Source organism: Shimia fortis (genome assembly GCF_040225985.1).
In the GTDB taxonomy this organism is placed as follows: domain Bacteria; phylum Pseudomonadota; class Alphaproteobacteria; order Rhodobacterales; family Rhodobacteraceae; genus Shimia.
In genome coordinates this window covers 92,412-109,770 of sequence record NZ_JBBPEU010000010.1, presented here as the reverse complement: position 1 = coordinate 109,770, position 17,359 = coordinate 92,412, and the positions used below count along the sequence as shown (strand labels likewise).

Annotated in this window: 14 protein-coding genes; 10 read left to right on the top strand and 4 right to left on the bottom strand. The window is 60.3% G+C overall.

The window, feature by feature from the left end; genetic code table 11:
* Positions 1–35: 35 nt before the first annotated feature.
* Complete coding sequence (locus tag WNE31_RS14960) at positions 36–1,334, bottom strand: helix-turn-helix domain-containing protein (RefSeq protein ID WP_349980781.1); 1,299 nt, start codon at positions 1,332–1,334, stop codon at positions 36–38.
* 218 nt (positions 1,335–1,552) lie between these two features.
* On the opposite strand from WNE31_RS14960, the gene WNE31_RS14955 reads away from it, so the two are divergent.
* The 6 genes from WNE31_RS14955 (at position 1,553) to WNE31_RS14930 (ending at position 7,899) form a co-directional block, all read left to right on the top strand.
* Positions 1,553–2,890 (top strand): substrate-binding protein, encoded by a 1,338-nt coding sequence (locus WNE31_RS14955; protein ID WP_349980754.1) that lies wholly within the window; start codon positions 1,553–1,555, stop codon positions 2,888–2,890.
* 166 nt (positions 2,891–3,056) lie between these two features.
* Positions 3,057–4,088, top strand: coding sequence for a branched-chain amino acid ABC transporter permease (locus tag WNE31_RS14950; RefSeq protein ID WP_349980753.1), 1,032 nt, complete (start codon positions 3,057–3,059; stop codon positions 4,086–4,088).
* Between the two features lie 3 nt (positions 4,089–4,091).
* Entirely contained in the window at positions 4,092–5,294 is a 1,203-nt protein-coding gene (locus WNE31_RS14945) for a branched-chain amino acid ABC transporter permease (RefSeq protein ID WP_349980752.1), read from the top strand.
* 12 nt (positions 5,295–5,306) lie between these two features.
* The gene (locus WNE31_RS14940) at positions 5,307–6,062 is read left to right on the top strand and encodes an ABC transporter ATP-binding protein (protein ID WP_349980751.1); all 756 of its coding nucleotides are present in this window, start codon (positions 5,307–5,309) and stop codon (positions 6,060–6,062) included.
* Positions 6,063–6,077: 15 nt separating this feature from the next.
* Entirely contained in the window at positions 6,078–6,833 is a 756-nt protein-coding gene (locus tag WNE31_RS14935; RefSeq protein WP_349980750.1) for an ABC transporter ATP-binding protein, read from the top strand.
* Positions 6,834–6,990: 157 nt separating this feature from the next.
* Positions 6,991–7,899, top strand: a complete 909-nt coding sequence (locus WNE31_RS14930; RefSeq protein ID WP_349980749.1) for a DMT family transporter — start codon at positions 6,991–6,993, stop codon at positions 7,897–7,899.
* Here the strand turns inward: WNE31_RS14930 and WNE31_RS14925 are convergent.
* Positions 7,826–8,482 carry a thiamine diphosphokinase gene (locus WNE31_RS14925; protein WP_349980748.1) on the bottom strand — a complete coding sequence of 219 codons (657 nt, stop codon included), beginning with the start codon at positions 8,480–8,482 and terminating at the stop codon, positions 7,826–7,828. The genes WNE31_RS14930 and WNE31_RS14925 overlap by 74 nt on opposite strands.
* 195 nt (positions 8,483–8,677) lie before the next feature.
* On the opposite strand from WNE31_RS14925, the gene WNE31_RS14920 reads away from it, so the two are divergent.
* Positions 8,678–10,861, top strand: a complete 2,184-nt coding sequence (locus WNE31_RS14920; protein ID WP_349980747.1) for a hypothetical protein — start codon at positions 8,678–8,680, stop codon at positions 10,859–10,861.
* Positions 10,862–10,976: 115 nt separating this feature from the next.
* On the opposite strand, the gene WNE31_RS14915 is transcribed toward WNE31_RS14920, so the two are convergent.
* Entirely contained in the window at positions 10,977–11,219 is a 243-nt protein-coding gene (locus WNE31_RS14915) for a DUF2842 domain-containing protein (RefSeq protein ID WP_349980746.1), read from the bottom strand.
* Between the two features lie 14 nt (positions 11,220–11,233).
* Positions 11,234–12,547 (bottom strand): adenylosuccinate synthase, encoded by a 1,314-nt coding sequence (locus WNE31_RS14910; protein WP_349980745.1) that lies wholly within the window; start codon positions 12,545–12,547, stop codon positions 11,234–11,236.
* A gap of 136 nt (positions 12,548–12,683) precedes the next feature.
* Between WNE31_RS14910 and WNE31_RS14905 the strand changes: the two genes are divergently transcribed.
* From WNE31_RS14905 to aceF, 3 genes are all read left to right on the top strand, one after another.
* Positions 12,684–13,079, top strand: coding sequence for a DUF6524 family protein (locus tag WNE31_RS14905; protein ID WP_349980780.1), 396 nt, complete (start codon positions 12,684–12,686; stop codon positions 13,077–13,079).
* A 275-nt stretch (positions 13,080–13,354) separates the two neighbouring features.
* Positions 13,355–16,009, top strand: a complete 2,655-nt coding sequence (aceE, locus tag WNE31_RS14900) for a pyruvate dehydrogenase (acetyl-transferring), homodimeric type (RefSeq protein ID WP_349980744.1) — start codon at positions 13,355–13,357, stop codon at positions 16,007–16,009.
* A gap of 85 nt (positions 16,010–16,094) precedes the next feature.
* A complete protein-coding gene (gene aceF / locus WNE31_RS14895) occupies positions 16,095–17,351 on the top strand; it encodes a dihydrolipoyllysine-residue acetyltransferase (protein WP_349980743.1) in 1,257 nt (418 codons plus the stop codon).
* Positions 17,352–17,359: the final 8 nt, after the last annotated feature.

The following is a 17,359-nucleotide window of genomic DNA, read 5'->3' as shown; positions in this document are numbered from 1 at the left end:
CTGACATTCTTAGCCGCATGGCGCAAAATTCCAAGCTAAATCCCATCAACAAGGATCGAAGGTTCGCGACGTCCCATGCAGTCGACGCTGGGGCAGACGCGGCAGGTCGAGCCGACCTCGCGCCCTTCGGCCGTGCCACCCTCGACCGGCACCACAAGCATGTAGGCATGATAAAGGGGATCCTCGTTGAAGGTCACCTGACCAACGGGTTCGGTCACGGCATAGCAGTCAAACCGCTGCGCGTCGCGACCTGTGACCTTGACCGTTTGCCGGATCGGCCGCAAGGGCCGGTTCAGGGCTTGGAACAGTGGCCATTTCGGACAGGCCGCCGAGAAGCGCGGCACCGGAAACCCCTCGACCGGTTTGCGCAGGATCAGCGTGCCGGCCCCGTCACACATGATCAGGCCCATGCTGACCGGCAGGATATCCTCGGACAATACTGCAAGACGCCTGAACACGGCGGCAAGCGGTACGCGGAAGCGCCGCGCAAGGGCGGCCGGATCAATGCCGGTATCCGCAACAGCCTCTTGCATCTCCTCGCGCGGCATCCTGCGGGCATCGGCGCGCAACTGTTTCAGGGTCTGCATGGCCATATCGCGCGAGGCGCTGGTCTTGAGTGTGGCCTGGGCGGACACGAAGCTTTCAATCTCATCTGTTTCTTCTTCCAGATGCGGGAACCGGTATTTGTGCTCGGCCAGCATCATCTCGACCTCTTCCATAGGCGAAGTCAGGGTCGCCCCCGCATCCCCTGCCCCGTCAAGGTAAGACACCAGCCGCTGCGAGCTTTCGGCAAGACGCTGGCTGTCCTCGTTCAGGTTGCGATGAAACCGGTTGCGCCATTCGGGTTCGATCTCCTCGGTATCAACCAAAATCCCGGCAGTCGAGCGGATCGCCGTCACCATGGTCAATACCTCGTGCATTGAGGTCGCAAGATGCGGATCATGGGTCAGCCGGTCGGTCAGCGTGGCCGCCGTGCGTTCCAGCGCAGAAATACGCCGGTGCGATTCCGCCACCAACGCGGCCCAGCCGGGAAACCGCCCGGCGAATTCGTCGATCCGGTCCAACTCGGGTTTGGTCTGCGCCCCGTCCGCTGCCGCCTCTCGCAGGGTCGAAATCAGCGCCGCCTCGGCCCCCTCGCTCAGAAGTGAGGGTTCGACGTCCAGCACCTGCGCGATATGCACCAACAGCTTCCCGCCGATTCTGCGCCTGTTATGTTCGATCAGATTCAGGTACGAAGCGGAAATTCCGACCTCGCGGGCCAGTTCCGCCTGGCGCATTCCGGCCATCACCCGCCGCTCGCGGATACGGCTGCCTGTCAAAGTGTCGCGGGCCATAGTGTTTTCCTTGGCTTTTTCAATGGCTTTCTGCATTGCGGAAAAATTTCTTTACAATGCATACCGTGGTATTGTGGATTACTTTACAAAAAAATTGTTACTTTGAAAGCAGTTGTTGCGAAATTTTCCATCTAAACCCGATAATGGATTTGCACAAATGTGCCTATGGCGTGCGGAAGAGGAGCCGAACGCCATGATTCACAAAACGGGAGGATTACATGTCCAAAACAACCATGACTCGTCGTGGCGTACTGAAGTCGGGTGCTGTGGCCGGTGCAGGCGTTGCACTGCCCACCATTTTCACCGCGTCTTCGGCTGCTGCCTACACAAATGAGCCGACCGGCGGCTCCGTCACGCTGGGTTTCAACGTGCCGCAAACCGGCCCCTACGCTGACGAGGGCGCCGACGAACTGCGCGCATATGAGCTGGCTGTCGAACACCTGAACGGTGGCGGCGACGGCGGCATGATGAACACCTTCTCGTCCAAGGCGCTGAAGGGCAACGGCATCCTGGGCAAGAAAGTTGAATTCGTCACCGGCGATACCCAGACCAAATCGGACGCGGCCCGTGCATCGGCCAAGTCGATGATCGAAAAAGACGGCGCGGTGATGATCACCGGCGGTTCGTCCTCGGGTGTGGCCGTGGCCGTACAGGCGCTCTGCCAAGAGGCCGGCGTCATCTTCATGGCGGGTCTGACCCACTCGAACGACACCACCGGCAAAGACAAACGTGCCAACGGTTTCCGTCACTTCTTCAACTCGTACATGTCGGGTGCCGCTCTGGCGCCGATCCTGGCCGCCAACTACGGCAATGACCGTAAGGCCTATCACCTGACCGCGGACTACAACTGGGGCTACACCACCGAGGAAGCCGTGCGCACCTCGACCGAGGCCCTGGGTTGGGAAACCGTCGCCGCCGTGAAAACGCCGCTGACGCAGACCGACTTCTCGTCCTATATCGCGCCGGTTCTGCAATCGGGCGCCGACGTTCTGGTACTGAACCACTATGGCGGCAACATGGTGAACTCGCTGACCAACGCGGTTCAGTTCGGCCTGCGTGACAAGATGGTCAACAACAAGAACTTCGAAATCGTCGTTCCGCTCTACTCGCGTCTGATGGCGAAGGGTGCAGGCGCCAACGTGAAAGGCATCTACGGCTCCACCAACTGGCACTGGTCGCTGCAGGACGAAGGCTCGAAAGCATTCGTCAAGTCGTTCGGCACCAAATACGGCTTCCCGCCGTCGCAGGCCGCACACACCTGCTATGTGCAGGCGATGCTCTACGCGGACGCATGTGAACGCGCAGGCACCTTCAACCCGTGCGGCGTGGTCGAGGCACTCGAAGGCTTTGAGTTCGACGGCATGGGCAACGGCAAGACCTTGTATCGTGCCGAAGACCACCAGTGCTTCAAGGACGTTCTGGTTGTGCGCGGGAAAGAGAACCCGACTTCGGAATTCGACCTTCTCGAAATCGTGGAAGTCACCCCGACTGCACAGGTTACCTATGATCCGTCGATCTTCGGCGGCGAGCTGGGCACCTGCAACCCGGGCGCCTGATACGCCACTAACGGTCGCGCGCGCATCGTGCGCGACCGATCTCTTGGTCCGTCCCTCATTCAAGCTGTTAACCACTTGAGTGCTGCCCAAGTCTGGGCAGGCTGACGGACTTTTCATTCCGCTGACCGGGCGGAGCGACCCCAGACAAAACCTACGGGTGGGAACGATGGACGCAATAATTCTTCAAATCCTAAACGGGCTCGACAAGGGCTCGGCCTATGCGCTTATCGCGCTCGGGCTTACACTGATCTTCGGCACGCTGGGTGTGGTGAACTTCGCCCACGGCGCGCTTTTCATGATCGGCGCCTTTTGTGCCGTCACTCTGTCGCGGCTGTTCAACCTGAGCCACAAGGTCGCCGTTCCCGGAGAAACCGACTTCCTCGGCAATCCGCTGATGCGGGACCAGCCCTATCTCTACGATATCTTCGGCGAGGCCACGGGAGCCGCGCTGATTGACTGGGCGGTGCCGCTTTCGATCCTGTTCTCGATCCCGATCATGCTGGCCGTCGGCGTCATCATGGAGCGCGGCCTGATCAAGCATTTCTACAAGCGCGAGCACGCGGACCAGATCCTCGTGACCTTTGGCCTTGCGATCGTGCTGCAGGAAATCATCAAGTACTACTTCGGCGCGAACCCGATCCCGACCCCGGCCCCCGAGGCCTTCAAGGGATCGTTCGATTTCGGCGCGGCCATCGGGTTTGATCCGAACACGATCATCTATCCTTACTGGCGCCTTGTATATTTCGTCTTCTCGGTGATCATCATCGGGGCGGTATTTGCCTTCCTGCAATTCACGACCTTCGGCATGGTGGTGCGCGCCGGCATGGCCGACCGCGAAACCGTGGGCCTGCTGGGCATCGACATCGACCGTCGCTTTACCATCATGTTCGGTCTGGCCGCTGCGGTCGCCGGTCTTGCCGGGGTCATGTACACCCCGATCAACCCACCGAACTATCACATGGGTATGGACTTTCTCGTGCTGAGTTTCGTGGTCGTGGTTGTTGGCGGCATGGGCTCGCTTCCGGGTGCGGTTGCAGCAGGCTTCCTGCTGGGCATCCTCGAAAGCTTTGCCTCGATGCGTGAAGTCATTGACCTCATTCCGGGCATCAACCAGATCATCATCTACTTGGTTGCCATTATCATTCTGCTGACGCGTCCCCGCGGCCTGATGGGTCGTAAAGGCGTGATGGAGGAGTAACTCATGCTGGGCCTCAATAAAAAAGACACATCCCTGCTGTTGATCGTTGTGGTGCTGACGCTGTTCGCTCCGTTCATCCTCAACCCCTTCCCCGAAGGCTCTGCCATGGCGCAGTTCAATGCGGGCTATCCCGACCTGATGCAGCGTTTCGTGATATTCGGGATTTTCGCCATCGGCTTTAACATCCTGTTCGGTCTGACCGGATACCTGTCCTTCGGCCACGCCGCCTTTCTTGGCATCGGCTCTTACGGGGCGGTCTGGATGTTCAAACTCATCGGCATGAACGTGCTGCCCGCACTTGTTCTGGCCGTGATCGTATCGGGCCTGTTTGCAGTGCTGATCGGTTATGTCTCGCTGCGCCGCTCGGGGATCTACTTTTCGATCCTGACGCTGGCCTTTGCGCAGATGATGTTCGCGCTGGCCTATTCAGTTCTGACCCCGATCACCGGTGGTGAAACCGGCCTGCAACTGGCGCTGGACGATCCGCGGATCCTGGGCAGCTCGGTCGCCGAAGGTGGCAACATTCCGGTCCCGAGCCTGTTCGGTCTGGAAATGCGCAGCAGTTCGACGCTTGATATCGGCGCGTGGGAATTCACCTTCAACGTGGGCTATTACTTCTCGGCCCTGGTGATGATCCTGGCCTTCTACCTGTCGATCCGGATCTTCCGGTCGCCCTTTGGCATGATGCTGCGTGCGATCAAGTCGAACCAGACCCGCCTGAACTATACCGGTCTGAACCCCAAGCCCTATACGCTGGCCGCGTTCGTGATCTCGGGGATGTATGCTGGTCTGGCCGGGGGCCTGATGGCCTCGATGGACCCGCTGGCAGGCGCCGAGCGCATGTTCTGGACGGCCTCGGGCGAGGTGGTTCTGATGACCATCCTTGGCGGTGTCGGCACGCTGATCGGTCCGGTACTGGGTGCAGGCATCATCAAGTACATGGAAAACATCCTGTCCAAGATCAACTCGGATATCCTGCACAGCTGGTTCGCCTTCCTGCCCGATGGTCTCGAGGATTTCGTGGTCGCCATCATCTATCCGTTCATCGGTAAAGGCTGGCACCTGACCCTCGGCATCATCTTCATGCTGGTCGTGATCTTCCTGCCCGGCGGCCTCGTCGAAGGGGGACAGCGCATCGGCAAATGGATCAAGTCGCGCGGCAAGTCGGATAGCTCCGGCAAAGCCAAAACCGAACCCGCAGAATAAGGAGACTGACAGATGGCAATTCTTGAAGTCAAAGACGTTGGCAAACGGTTCGGTGGCCTGCAGGCTCTGGGCGACGTCAACCTCAGCGTGAAAGAAAACAGCGTTCACGCGATCATCGGCCCCAACGGGGCAGGCAAATCCACGCTGCTCAACTGTCTCGTGGGCAAGCTCATCCCTGACACCGGGTCTGTCATGTTCGACGGCCAGTCGGTTCTGGGCCGCACCCCTTACGAGATCAATCAGATGGGCATCAGCCGCGTATTCCAGACCCCGGAAATCTTCGGAGATCTGTCGGTTCTGGAAAACATGATGATCCCATGTTTCGCCAAGCGCGACGGCGCATTCCGGATGCATGCAATCGAAAACATGATGTCCGAAAAAGAGATCGTCGACAAAGCCGAGCACATGCTCGAAGAGATGAACATGGCCGACAAAAAGGACATGCACGCTGCTTCGATGTCGCGCGGTGACAAGCGGCGTCTCGAAATCGGGATGTGCCTTGCGCAGGAACCGCGCCTGTTGTTGCTGGACGAACCCACCGCCGGGATGGCACGGGCCGACACCAACAACACGATCGACCTGCTCAAGCAGATCAGCGACGAGCGCGACATCACCATCGCGATCATTGAACACGACATGCATGTGGTGTTCTCGCTGGCCAACCGGATCACCGTGCTCGCACAGGGCACGCCGCTGGTCGAAGATGATCCCGAGAACATCCGCGGTAACCCCAAGGTACGCGAAGCGTATCTCGGCGAAACGGCATAATCAGGAGAGACCCCAATGAACGTCAAACCCGACTTCTCCAAGGGCCATAACCTGGCCGAAACCGCCCCCGCCTTCCTGTCCGTCTGGAACATGGAGAGCTATTACGGCGAAAGCTACATCGTGCAGAACATCTCGTTCAACGTGCACGAGGGGGAAATCCTGGCCCTTCTGGGACGCAACGGCGCAGGCAAGACCTCGACCCTGCGCTCGATCGCCCGGATGGACAGCCCGCAGGTCACTCACGGCGAAATCTGGCTCGATCACCAGCCGCTGCACCTGATGAAAAGCCATCAGGCCGCCGCAGCCGGGATCGGGCTGGTGCCGGAAGACCGTTGCATCATTCCCGGCCTGACGGTCGAGGAAAACCTACAGCTGGCGCAGATCGCCCCGCCCATCGGCTGGTCGATTGAACGCCTCTACGACTTGTTCCCGCGCCTTGGGGAGCGCCGCAAACAGGAAGGCGTCACTCTTTCCGGTGGTGAGCAGCAGATGCTGGCCATCGCGCGTGCGCTGGCGCGGGACATCAAAGTTCTTTTGCTGGACGAACCCTATGAGGGCCTTGCCCCGGTGATCGTGGATGAGATCGAAAAGACCCTCCGCGTCATCAAGGAACAGGGCATCACCACGGTGATCGTGGAACAGAACGCGGTGCGGGCACTCGAGCTCGCCGACCGGTCCGTGATCCTCGACACTGGTGGCATCGTCTTTGACGGTTCTGCCAACGAAGTTCTGGCAAACGAGGAACTGCGCGCCGAATATCTGGCGATCTGATCCCCTCTCCTTCCCCGATGTCCGGCACTGATCCATAGGCCGGACTCACTCCCTGTCGGGCCGGTCCTTGTACCGGCCCGTTTTTTTGCGGCGCATCCCTCGAAAAAACACGCATAAGATGATTGCCAACACAAACAATCGCGCCTAGCATCACGGAATGACCCATGATCGTCCCCTTCTTGGCATTTCGCTGATGCTTGGTTTCTGCGTGCTCGCCCCACTGGGCGACGCGGTGGTCAAACTGATCGGTCAAACCGTTCCGCTGGGGCAATTGGTGTTGGCGCGTTTCGCGATACAGGCGGCGATCCTTTTTCCCGTGGTCTGGATGACGCGCCGCACGGTGCGCATGTCGCGCCGCGCCCTGCGCCTGACCCTGCTGCGCACCCTGCTGCACATTACCGGCATTGCCGCCATGGTCACCGCCCTGCGCTATCTGCCCCTTGCCGATGCGGTGGCGATTGCCTTTGTCATGCCCTTCCTGATGCTGCTACTCGGGAAATACGTCCTTGGCGAAGAGGTCGGCGCGCGCCGTCTGATCGCCTGTATCGTCGGCTTTGCCGGCACGCTTCTGGTGATCCAGCCCAGCTTTAGCGAGGTCGGCTGGCCCGCCTTCCTGCCCTTGGTCGTGGCATTGGTATTTTCGCTGTTCATGCTGGTCACGCGCCAGATCGCCAAGGAAACCGATCCGATTGCGCTGCAGGCGGTTAGTGGCGGGATGGCCACCGTTTTGCTGGTCCCGTTCCTTGTGCTGGGGCCGCATCTTGCCCTGCCCGAACTGACTCTTGTCGCGATACCGCCGCTGGAAACCACGCTGATGGTGTTCATCGGTCTCTTGGGCACGCTCGCGCATCTACTGATGACGTGGTCCCTGCGCTATGCGCCCTCGGCGACGCTGGCGCCGATGCAGTATCTTGAAATTCCCTTTGCAACTCTTCTGGGCTGGGCCATGTTCGGAGACCTGCCCGACACGCTGGCCAGTCTCGGGATCATGATTACGATTTGCTCGGGGTTGTATGTCCTGCTGCGCGAGCGGGCCATGAGCCGGATGGCGCCACAAGTGCCCTGACCGCGATTTCCAGACAGCTGTGCGGCAGGATCACCAGCATGTTCGGCGCGTCGACGGTCACCGTGACAGGGCCCGTTGCGCGGTTCGAGGTGGCAATCCGCCCTTCCGGCGCAAGGGCCAGTCCGTCAATCGGCCATTCCAACCCGTCGGATGTGCCCTGTACCGCCCCCATCGGGAACAGCGACAAGCGCGTGCCCGCTGACAAGTCTATCGTGAACTGCGGCGGACAGAGAAACACGACATCCTCTTCCCCCAGCAGCAGGCAGCGCCGGTCAGGATGCCCAAGAAGGCTGCTGTAGCAGGACAGCTGGTGGTCGATCCGCCCGCCCGTGAAGCCGACCCCGATGACAAGCGGCGCCTCAATATGGCGCAGCGCCTTGTCGAAATCCGTGCTGTCCTGTTCTGCGATATGCCAGAGGCGGTCTTCGGGAATGTTTGCCCTATGATTGTCGCTCAGAGAGTCGAGATCCCCGATCACGCACCGGGGAATGATGCCATATGGTAAACAATGACCGACACCGCCATCCGCCGCCACCAGAGTCGGCGCCAGCGCGCGGCAAAGAGCAAGGTCGCCTTTTCCCAAGTTTCCGGCGCCAATTAGCGTCACTGGTTCCAAACTGTGAACAATCCGCGCTGACATCCCAGATTTCACCCCGTTTCAGGAAACCCGCCACATTTGCGACACAAAATGATACGCTGACTTCCACAGAATCGGTCAGCTTTCGTCTTGCCTATTGTAGTAAACAGAAGCTCGAGTAGTGCAAAGGACCCACGTCTGATGGTTACAAACAGTAAAGTTTTGACAGTCTCCTATGGGACGTTCAGTTGTACCCTGGAAGGGTTCGACGACTCGTTCGATACAATGAAATCCATCGCGGAGTACTTCCGCGACCTTGCTGCCGATGACAGGTATTTCGGCGCCGAGCCCCCGACCCCGGATGCAGAAATGCTGGCCCGGATCGCCGAGCGTGAAATCGCGCGCCGCGTACAGGTCCGCACCGATCAGGGCGCCATCGTCCTGAGTGCTGCCCAGGATACGGCAGAGGCCCCGGCCCCGGTCAAAGAGCCAGCGCCAGAGGCAGAGACGACCCCAACGGATGCTCCTGTTACGGCTGTGACCGAAGACGCCATCGAGGACGTGGCGTCCGACACCGCCTCCGACGACATCACCCAGCCCCCCGAAACGGACGACACGCAAGAGGCCGCCGATACGGACGAGGTTGCACCGGAAGCTGAAGCCGCCGAACCAGAGGTTGAAGACGTCACCGATGCCATTCTCGAGGCGGTCACTGCCCCCGACGAAGCTGGCGCGGCAGAAGACACCCCCGTCGTAGAAGAAGCCAAGTCCCCCGCACCTGCCGAAGACGACATGTCTGACGACGCGGTTTCGAACCTGGTTGCCGATCTTGCCATGGAAGACGCCATGGCTGCGACGGCCCCCGAGAACACGGCTGAGGTCGAGATCGTCGCCGGTGACATCGCCGCAGAAACCGAGGTTGACCTGACCCGTATTGCAGCCGCCCTGGACGACACCGCCGTCGAGGATGCGGAAGAGTTCGAGATCGCGGCCGAGGCCGAGGCCGAAACCGCGTCTGAAATCCTTGCGCCGGAAACTGCCGAGGAAGATCCGCAATTCGACGAAGACAGCATCGCCGCCAAGCTGCGCCGCATCCGCGCCGTGGTTTCGCGTGTCGAGGCCCTGCCCGAGGATGAAGATTTCTCGGAAGACGAACATGCCGACAACGTCATGGGCGATGTGCAGGACCGCGAGGAGAACGCCGATGTTCTGACGCTGGTCGATCCGATCGCGCCGGTCGACGTGGCCGTGGACCTGCCCGAAGACGAAGAAGAGGTTACGCCGGTCCAACCCCGTGCCCGTATCCTGCGCATGAAGAAAGCCGATTTCGAAGAGGCCAAGGCCCGGGGGCAGCTTCTCGAGGCGGAACCGGTCGAGGACGACGAAGAAGATGCGCCCGAGATCCTGCCGGAGGCCCCCGCCCCGTCCAGCAGCCTGACCCCCGAGGACGAGGCCGACCTTCTGGCCGAGCTCGCCGCTGTCGAGGCCGAGCTGAAAGGCGAGCCGGTGGAACCGGCGGCCACCGAGGTTGCGATCGAGGCAGACAGCCTTGACGCCATCGAGACCCCGGTCGAAGTGGACGCACCCGAGCAACCGCTGCGCAAACCCCGTCTCGAGCATCTCGCCGAAGCCTCGCCCACATCCGAGGAAGGTGTCTCGCGCCTTCTGGCCGAAGCGGACCAGCAGTTCGACGAACCCGAAGGCAGCCGCCGCCGCAGCGCGATTGCACATCTGCGTGCCGCCGTGGCCGCGACCAAGGCCGAGAAAGGTCTCGCCAAATCGGACGAAGACGATTCAAGCGCCTATCGCGACGACCTTGCCAGCGTGGTGCAGCCTTTGCAGCGCGCCTCCGACCCGGAACCGGTAACGGAAGCCCCTGCCAAGCCTGCACGGCCCCGCGCCCCGGCCACTGCCACCGCTGCACGCGAAGCGACCCCGCTCAAACTGGTGGCGGAACAGCGCATTGATGCGCCCGAAAGCCCCGCACAGACTGACCGCACCCGGCGCGATCCTGTTCGCCCGCGCCGCGTGTCGTCTGCCGACCGGATGGAGCGTCCTGCCGCCGCTCCTGCTGCCCCGGTCGGCGCCCCCGAGGATGCAGACAGCTTTGGTGCCTTTGTCGAACAGACCGGCGCCCGGTCGCTGCACGATATTCTCGAAGCGGCCGCCGCCTACCTGACCTTCGTAGAGGGCCATCCGCGCTTCTCGCGTCCGATGGTGATGCGCCTGGCCCGCGATCTGGACGAAGACAACTTCAACCGCGAAGACAGCCTGCGCGGCTTTGGCCAGCTTCTGCGCGACAACAAGATCGAAAAGCTTGAAGGTGGGCGTTTCACCGCGTCTGACCGGATCCGCTATAAACCCGATGACCGCGCTGTCGGCTGAGGGTGGTTTTGTCCCGCGGGCAGGTGTTGTGCATCTTGAGTAGAGCACCTGTTCGCGGGACGATTTTTTCGAAATCTGAAAAAAGAAACGCGCCTCGAACGAGGCGCGTTTTGCTTTAAAAACCCTGCTCTTCCGGCGGGGCCTCGGGGTCTGCCTGACCAATCCCCTTGAAGATCGGTTTGAGCGGGAACACCCAGGCCAAACCGGCAACGACATAGATGATGAACTCGACAGCGGTCGGCAATTGCCACAGCGAAAGGCGGCTCAGGATGCCCCACGCCACGATCAGATACAGCGGCATGCCGATCAACAGCACCACCAGAGCCCAACGTCGTCTTGCCTTGTAGCTCAGAGCCATCTTGTTTTCCTTCGTCAGTCGGCGAACGGGTCCGTCACAAGGATCGTGTCGTCACGTTCTGGCGACGTTGAAAGTAGCGCGACCGGGCAATCAATCAACTCTTCCACGCGGCGCACATATTTGATGGCATTCGCCGGAAGCTCGGCCCAGCTGCGCGCGCCTTCGGTGGATTCGCTCCAGCCCGGCATTTCTTCGTAAATCGGCTTGCAGCGCGCCTGTTGATCGGCGGCGGTCGGCAAGTAATCAAGACGTTCGCCGTCCAGCTCATATCCGACGCAGATTTTCAGCGTCTCGAACCCGTCCAGCACGTCCAGCTTGGTCAAGGCAATACCGGTCACACCCGAGGTGGCACAGGTCTGGCGCAGCAGTGCCGCGTCGAACCAGCCACAACGCCGCTTGCGGCCGGTGGTGGTGCCAAACTCGTGCCCACGCTCGCCCAGACGCTGCCCGTCTGCATCGGGTTCACCATCCGGCCCCAGCAATTCGGTCGGGAACGGACCTTCACCCACGCGGGTGGTATAGGCCTTGACGATGCCCAGCACGAAATCAATCGCATTCGGGCCGATACCAACGCCGGTGGCCGACTGACCCGCGATCACGTTGGAGGAGGTCACAAAGGGATAAGTGCCAAAGTCGATATCCAGCAGTGCGCCCTGCGCCCCTTCGAACAGAATGCGTTTGCCCGCCTTGCGCTTTTCGTTCAGCACCTTCCAGACCGGCGCTGCATAGGGCAGGATCTTGGGGGCAACTTCTTTCAACTGCGCGATCAGGGCGTCGCGGTCGACCGCTTCGATGCCCAGACCCTTGCGCAGCGGATCATGGTGTTGCAGCGCACGGTCTACGCGCGCGACCAGCGTGGCCTCATCGGCAAGGTCGGCCACGCGGATGGCGCGACGCCCGACCTTGTCCTCGTAGCAGGGGCCGATGCCGCGGCCCGTGGTGCCGATCTTTGTGCCTTTCGAAGCCGCTTCTTCCCGCGCGCGGTCCAGCTCGCCGTGGATCGGCAGGATCAGCGGGGTGTTTTCAGCGATCATCAGCGTTTCGGGCGAAATATCGACGCCTTGCGCCACTACGGTTTCAATTTCCTTAATCAGGTGCCAGGGATCCAGCACGACGCCATTCCCGATCACCGACAGCTTGCCGCCGCGCACAACGCCCGAAGGCAGCGCGTGCAGCTTGTAGACCTTTCCGTCAATAACCAGCGTATGGCCTGCATTGTGCCCGCCCTGGAAGCGCGCGATCACATCTGCGCGCTCGCTCAGCCAGTCCACGATCTTGCCTTTGCCTTCATCGCCCCACTGGGCGCCAACGACGACGACGTTTGCCATATCCGGTCCTTTCACAGGTCAAACCCGCGCCCTTTTAGCGACCTTGCGTGCGACGCGAAACCGCAAATGTGCCGCAGGGCTGGACAGAAGCCGCAATTTTTCGCAAACCATTGGAGAAAAATTGATTGGAGACATGATGGGGCTGTTCCTGCGCTGGCTGTTTGCCTTCATCCTGCTGGCGATGACCTATAATCCGACCGAGTGGAATTATGTTCGCTGGTCGATGGCCCATTACGTTGACGAAACCCCTCTGACGGTGCTGCTTGGGCTGTTGCTGGCCATTGGCTACATCATCTACCTGCGCGCCACGCTGCGCTCAATCGGCGGGTTCGGCATGTTCCTTGTGCTGGCTGTGGTCGCCGCACTTGTCTGGGTGCTTTATGATTGGAAGATGCTTAGCCTCGAAAATCCGGACCTGAATACATGGATCGGCATTCTTGCGCTGTCTGCGGTGCTGGGCATCGGTCTGGGCTGGTCCATCGTGCGCCGCATGCTGTCGGGGCAGTATGATATGGACGACGTAGACGGCTAGCGCCGACTCAGTTCTGGCGGCTTCGGTCCTTTCCCCAAACTCTCTTCTGTATACTCCTTGCGCTGCCTTGGCAGCGACCCTGCCCCTTTGGGCGGATCGCAAACCCTTGGCTGGACAAGTTTATTTACCTTTTTTGTCATTTAGGGCCGAAATACCCAGAACTACGAGTTTCCCACTGGGTGCATGGCTGATATGACGCAGCGACACTACCCAATTGGTTTAATATTAAACTATAAGACCGAAACGCTACGTCAATCAGGAGGAGGACGCTGCGCATGGCGACCCAATTCGAAGACATCGACCCCATTGAAAGCCGCGAATGGCAAGAAGCCGTCGAGGATGTCATTGCCCGCGACGGGGCCGACCGGGCCCATTATTTGTTGGACAAAGCGGTTCAGCAGGCGCGCGCCGCCGGGGCCAACCTGCCATTCTCGGCAACCACCCCTTACCAGAACACCATCCCGGCCGACGATCAGGCGGATTTTCCGGGTGATCTGGAAATGGAATGGCGCATCCGCACCATCAACCGCTGGAACGCCATGGCCACGGTGGTGCGTCGAAACAAGGAATCTTCGGAATACGGCGGACATATCGCGTCCTTTGCCTCGTCGGCGGTGATGTATGATATAGGGTTAAACCATTTCTGGCGCAGCAAATCTGCCATCCATGGTGGTGACCTTGTGTTTTTCCAGGGCCACGTGATCCCCGGTATCTATGCCCGCTCGTTCATGGAAGGGCGCCTGACCGAAGAACAGCTTGAAAACTTCCGTTCGGAAGTGTCGGGCGAAGGTCTGTCCTCTTATCCGCATCCCTGGCTGATGCCCGACTACTGGCAGTTCCCCACTGTCTCTATGGGCCTCGGCCCACTCATGGCGATCTATCAGGCGCGGTTCATGAAATACATGCACAACCGCGGTCATATTGACATGGCCGACCGCAAGGTCTGGTGTTTCCTTGGCGACGGCGAGATGGACGAACCGGAATCGCGCGGCGCGATCGACCTTGCCGTGCGTGAAGGTCTGGACAACCTGATTTTTGTCATCAACTGCAACCTGCAGCGTCTTGACGGGCCGGTCCGCGGCAACGGCAAGATCGTTCAGGAACTTGAAGGCGACTTCCGCGGCGCGGGCTGGAACGTGATCAAGCTCCTTTGGGGCAAGGGCTGGGACCAGCTTCTTGAGAAGGACACCTCCGGCAAGCTGCGCCAGTTGATGGATGAAACCGTCGATGGTGACTACCAGACGTTCAAATCCAAGGACGGCGCTTTTATCCGCAAGCATTTCTTTGGCAAGTATCCGGAAACCGCCGCTCTGGTCGAAGATTGGACGGACGAGCAGATCTGGAGCCTCAACCGCGGCGGCCACGATCCGCAAAAGGTCTACACCGCTTTCAAGAAGGCAACTGAAAACAAGAACACGCCCACCTGCCTTCTGGTGAAAACCATCAAGGGCTATGGCATGGGCACCGCTGGCGAGGGGCAAAACACCACCCACCAGCAAAAGAAAATGGCCGAGGATCAGCTGCGTGCCTTCCGCGATCGTTTCAAGATCCCGGTAAGCGACGAAGACCTGCCCAAAGCGCCCTTCGTCAAGCTGAACAACGCGCAACAGGCGTATCTGGCCGACCGTCGTAAGGCGCTCGGTGGGGAATTCCCCAAACGCTTCCATGACGCGCCCAAGCTTGAAATTCCGCCGCTCGAGAAATTCGACGCCCAGCTCAAAGGCACGGGCGAGCGCGAGATTTCGACCACCATGGCCTTTGTCCGCATCCTGACCACGCTGTTGCGTGACAAGCAGATCGGCAAGAACGTGGTTCCGATCGTGCCGGATGAAAGCCGCACCTTCGGCATGGAAGGGCTGTTCCGCTCGGTCGGGATCTACAACCCGATGGGTCAGAACTATACCCCCGAAGACGCCGATCAGATGATGTATTACAAAGAATCGGTCAACGGTCAGGTGCTTCAGGAAGGCATCAACGAAGCCGGCGCCATGGCCGACTGGATCGCGGCGGCAACCGCCTACAGCAATCACGGCGTGCCGATGATCCCGTTCTTCATCTACTATTCGATGTTCGGCTTCCAGCGGATCGGCGATCTGGCATGGGCCGCAGGCGACAGCCGCGCACGTGGTTTCATGCTGGGCGGGACCGCCGGGCGGACAACGCTGAACGGCGAGGGTCTACAGCACGAGGACGGCCACAGCCATATCCTTGCCGGGACCATCCCCAACTGCATCACCTATGACCCGACCTTCCAATACGAAGTCGCCGTCATCGTGCAGCATGGTCTGAAGCGGATGTATCAGGATCAGGAAGACGTGTTCTTCTACCTCACGCTTATGAACGAAAACTATGCCCACCCCGACATGCCCATGGGCGTCGAGGCGGAGATCATCAAAGGGCTTTATCGTTTCAAAGAGGTTAAGAAACCGACCAAGAAGCACGTGACCCTGATGGGATCGGGTACGATCCTTGTGCAGGCGATCAAGGCCGCAGAGATGCTCGAAGAGGATTTCGGCGTCACTTCGGAGATCTGGTCTGCGACCAGCTTCAACGAACTGGCCCGCGATTGTCAGGACGTGGCACGTTTCAACCGCCTCAACCCGCTGGAAGAGCCCAAAACCTCTTTCGTGGCCGAGCAGTTGAGCAAAGCCAAGGGTCCGGTTATCGCCGCCACCGATTACATGAAGAACTACGCCGAGCAGATCCGGTCTTGCGTACCGGGCCGGTACACGGTTCTGGGCACCGACGGGTTTGGCCGCAGCGACAGCCGCGTCAACCTGCGCCGGTTCTTCGAGGTGGACGCAAACCACATCGCCGCTGCCGCCATGGTGGACCTGTATCGCGAAGGCAGCATCACCAAATCGGTGCTCGAAAAGGCACTCAAGAAATATGACATCGACGGCGCCAAGCCGAACCCGCGCCTGGTGTGATCGGGAACAGGACGCTTGCCGAGCAAAAGTGGAAACCGGTTTTGCGGTTAAGGCAAGCGCCCAACAAGAATGAGGAGACATTACAATGACTGTTGAAGTGAAAGTTCCCGATATCGGCGATTTCTCGGATGTGCCGGTTGTGACCGTTCTGGTCAGCGAGGGCGACGTGATTGCCGTCGAAGACCCGATTGTTGAGCTGGAAAGCGACAAAGCCACGATGGAAGTGCCGTCCTCTGCCGCCGGTAAGGTGGTCGAGATCAAGGTCAGCGAAGGCGACACCGTGTCCGAAGGCTCTTTGATCCTGATCCTCGAAGGCGAAGGCGCCTCTGAGGCCCTGGCAGAGAAACCCGCCGAAGCCCCTGCGGCAGCCCCTGCCCCTGCAGCACCTGCTGCGGCACCGGCCGCGCCGGTTGTGACCGATGCCGGGTTTGGCAAAGCTCATGCGTCGCCCTCCGTGCGCGCCTTTGCCCGCCAGCTGGACATTGATCTGGCATCGGTGAACGGCTCGGGCCGCAAGGGGCGCATCCTGCGCGAAGACGTCACCGCGTACCTCAAATCCTCGACCGCTGCAGCCCCGGCGGCTGGTGGCGCAGCGCAGGGCGGCATGGGCATCCCGCCGATCCCGGTGGTGGATTTCTCGAAATTCGGCCCTGTCGAAGACGTCGAGATGCCCCGCATCAAGAAGATCAGCGGCCCAGCCCTGCATCGCTCGTGGCTGAACGTGCCGCATGTTACCCACAATGACGAAGCCGACATCACCGATCTGGACAAGTACCGCAAGGAAATGGACACGCTGGCCAAGGAAGACGGCTATCGCGTGACGCTTCTGAGCTTTGTCATCAAGGCCAGCGTTTCGGCGCTGAAACAGCACTGGGAAGTAAACTCGTCGATCCACCCGGATGGCGACAAGCTGATCAAGAAGGACTACTACAATATCGGCTTTGCGGCGGACACGCCCAATGGCCTCGTGGTGCCGGTGATCAAGGATGCCGACCGCAAAGGTCTGGTCGAGATTTCCAAGGATCTCATGGAGTTGTCGGGCAAAGCGCGCGCAGGCGAGCTGAAGGCGGCGGATATGTCCGGTGCGACCTTCACCATCTCGTCGCTGGGCGGCATTGGCGGCACCTCGTTCACGCCCATCGTGAACGCGCCCGAAGTGGCCATCCTTGGCCTGACGCGCAGCAAAATGGCGCCGGTCTGGAACGGCGAAGAGTTCGTGCCGCGCCTGATGCAGCCCTTGTCGCTGTCCTATGATCACCGCGCCATCGACGGGGCTCTGGCCGCACGCTTCTGCGTGACGCTCAAGACCCTGCTTGGCGACATGCGCAAGCTGATGTGGTAAGGGAGAAC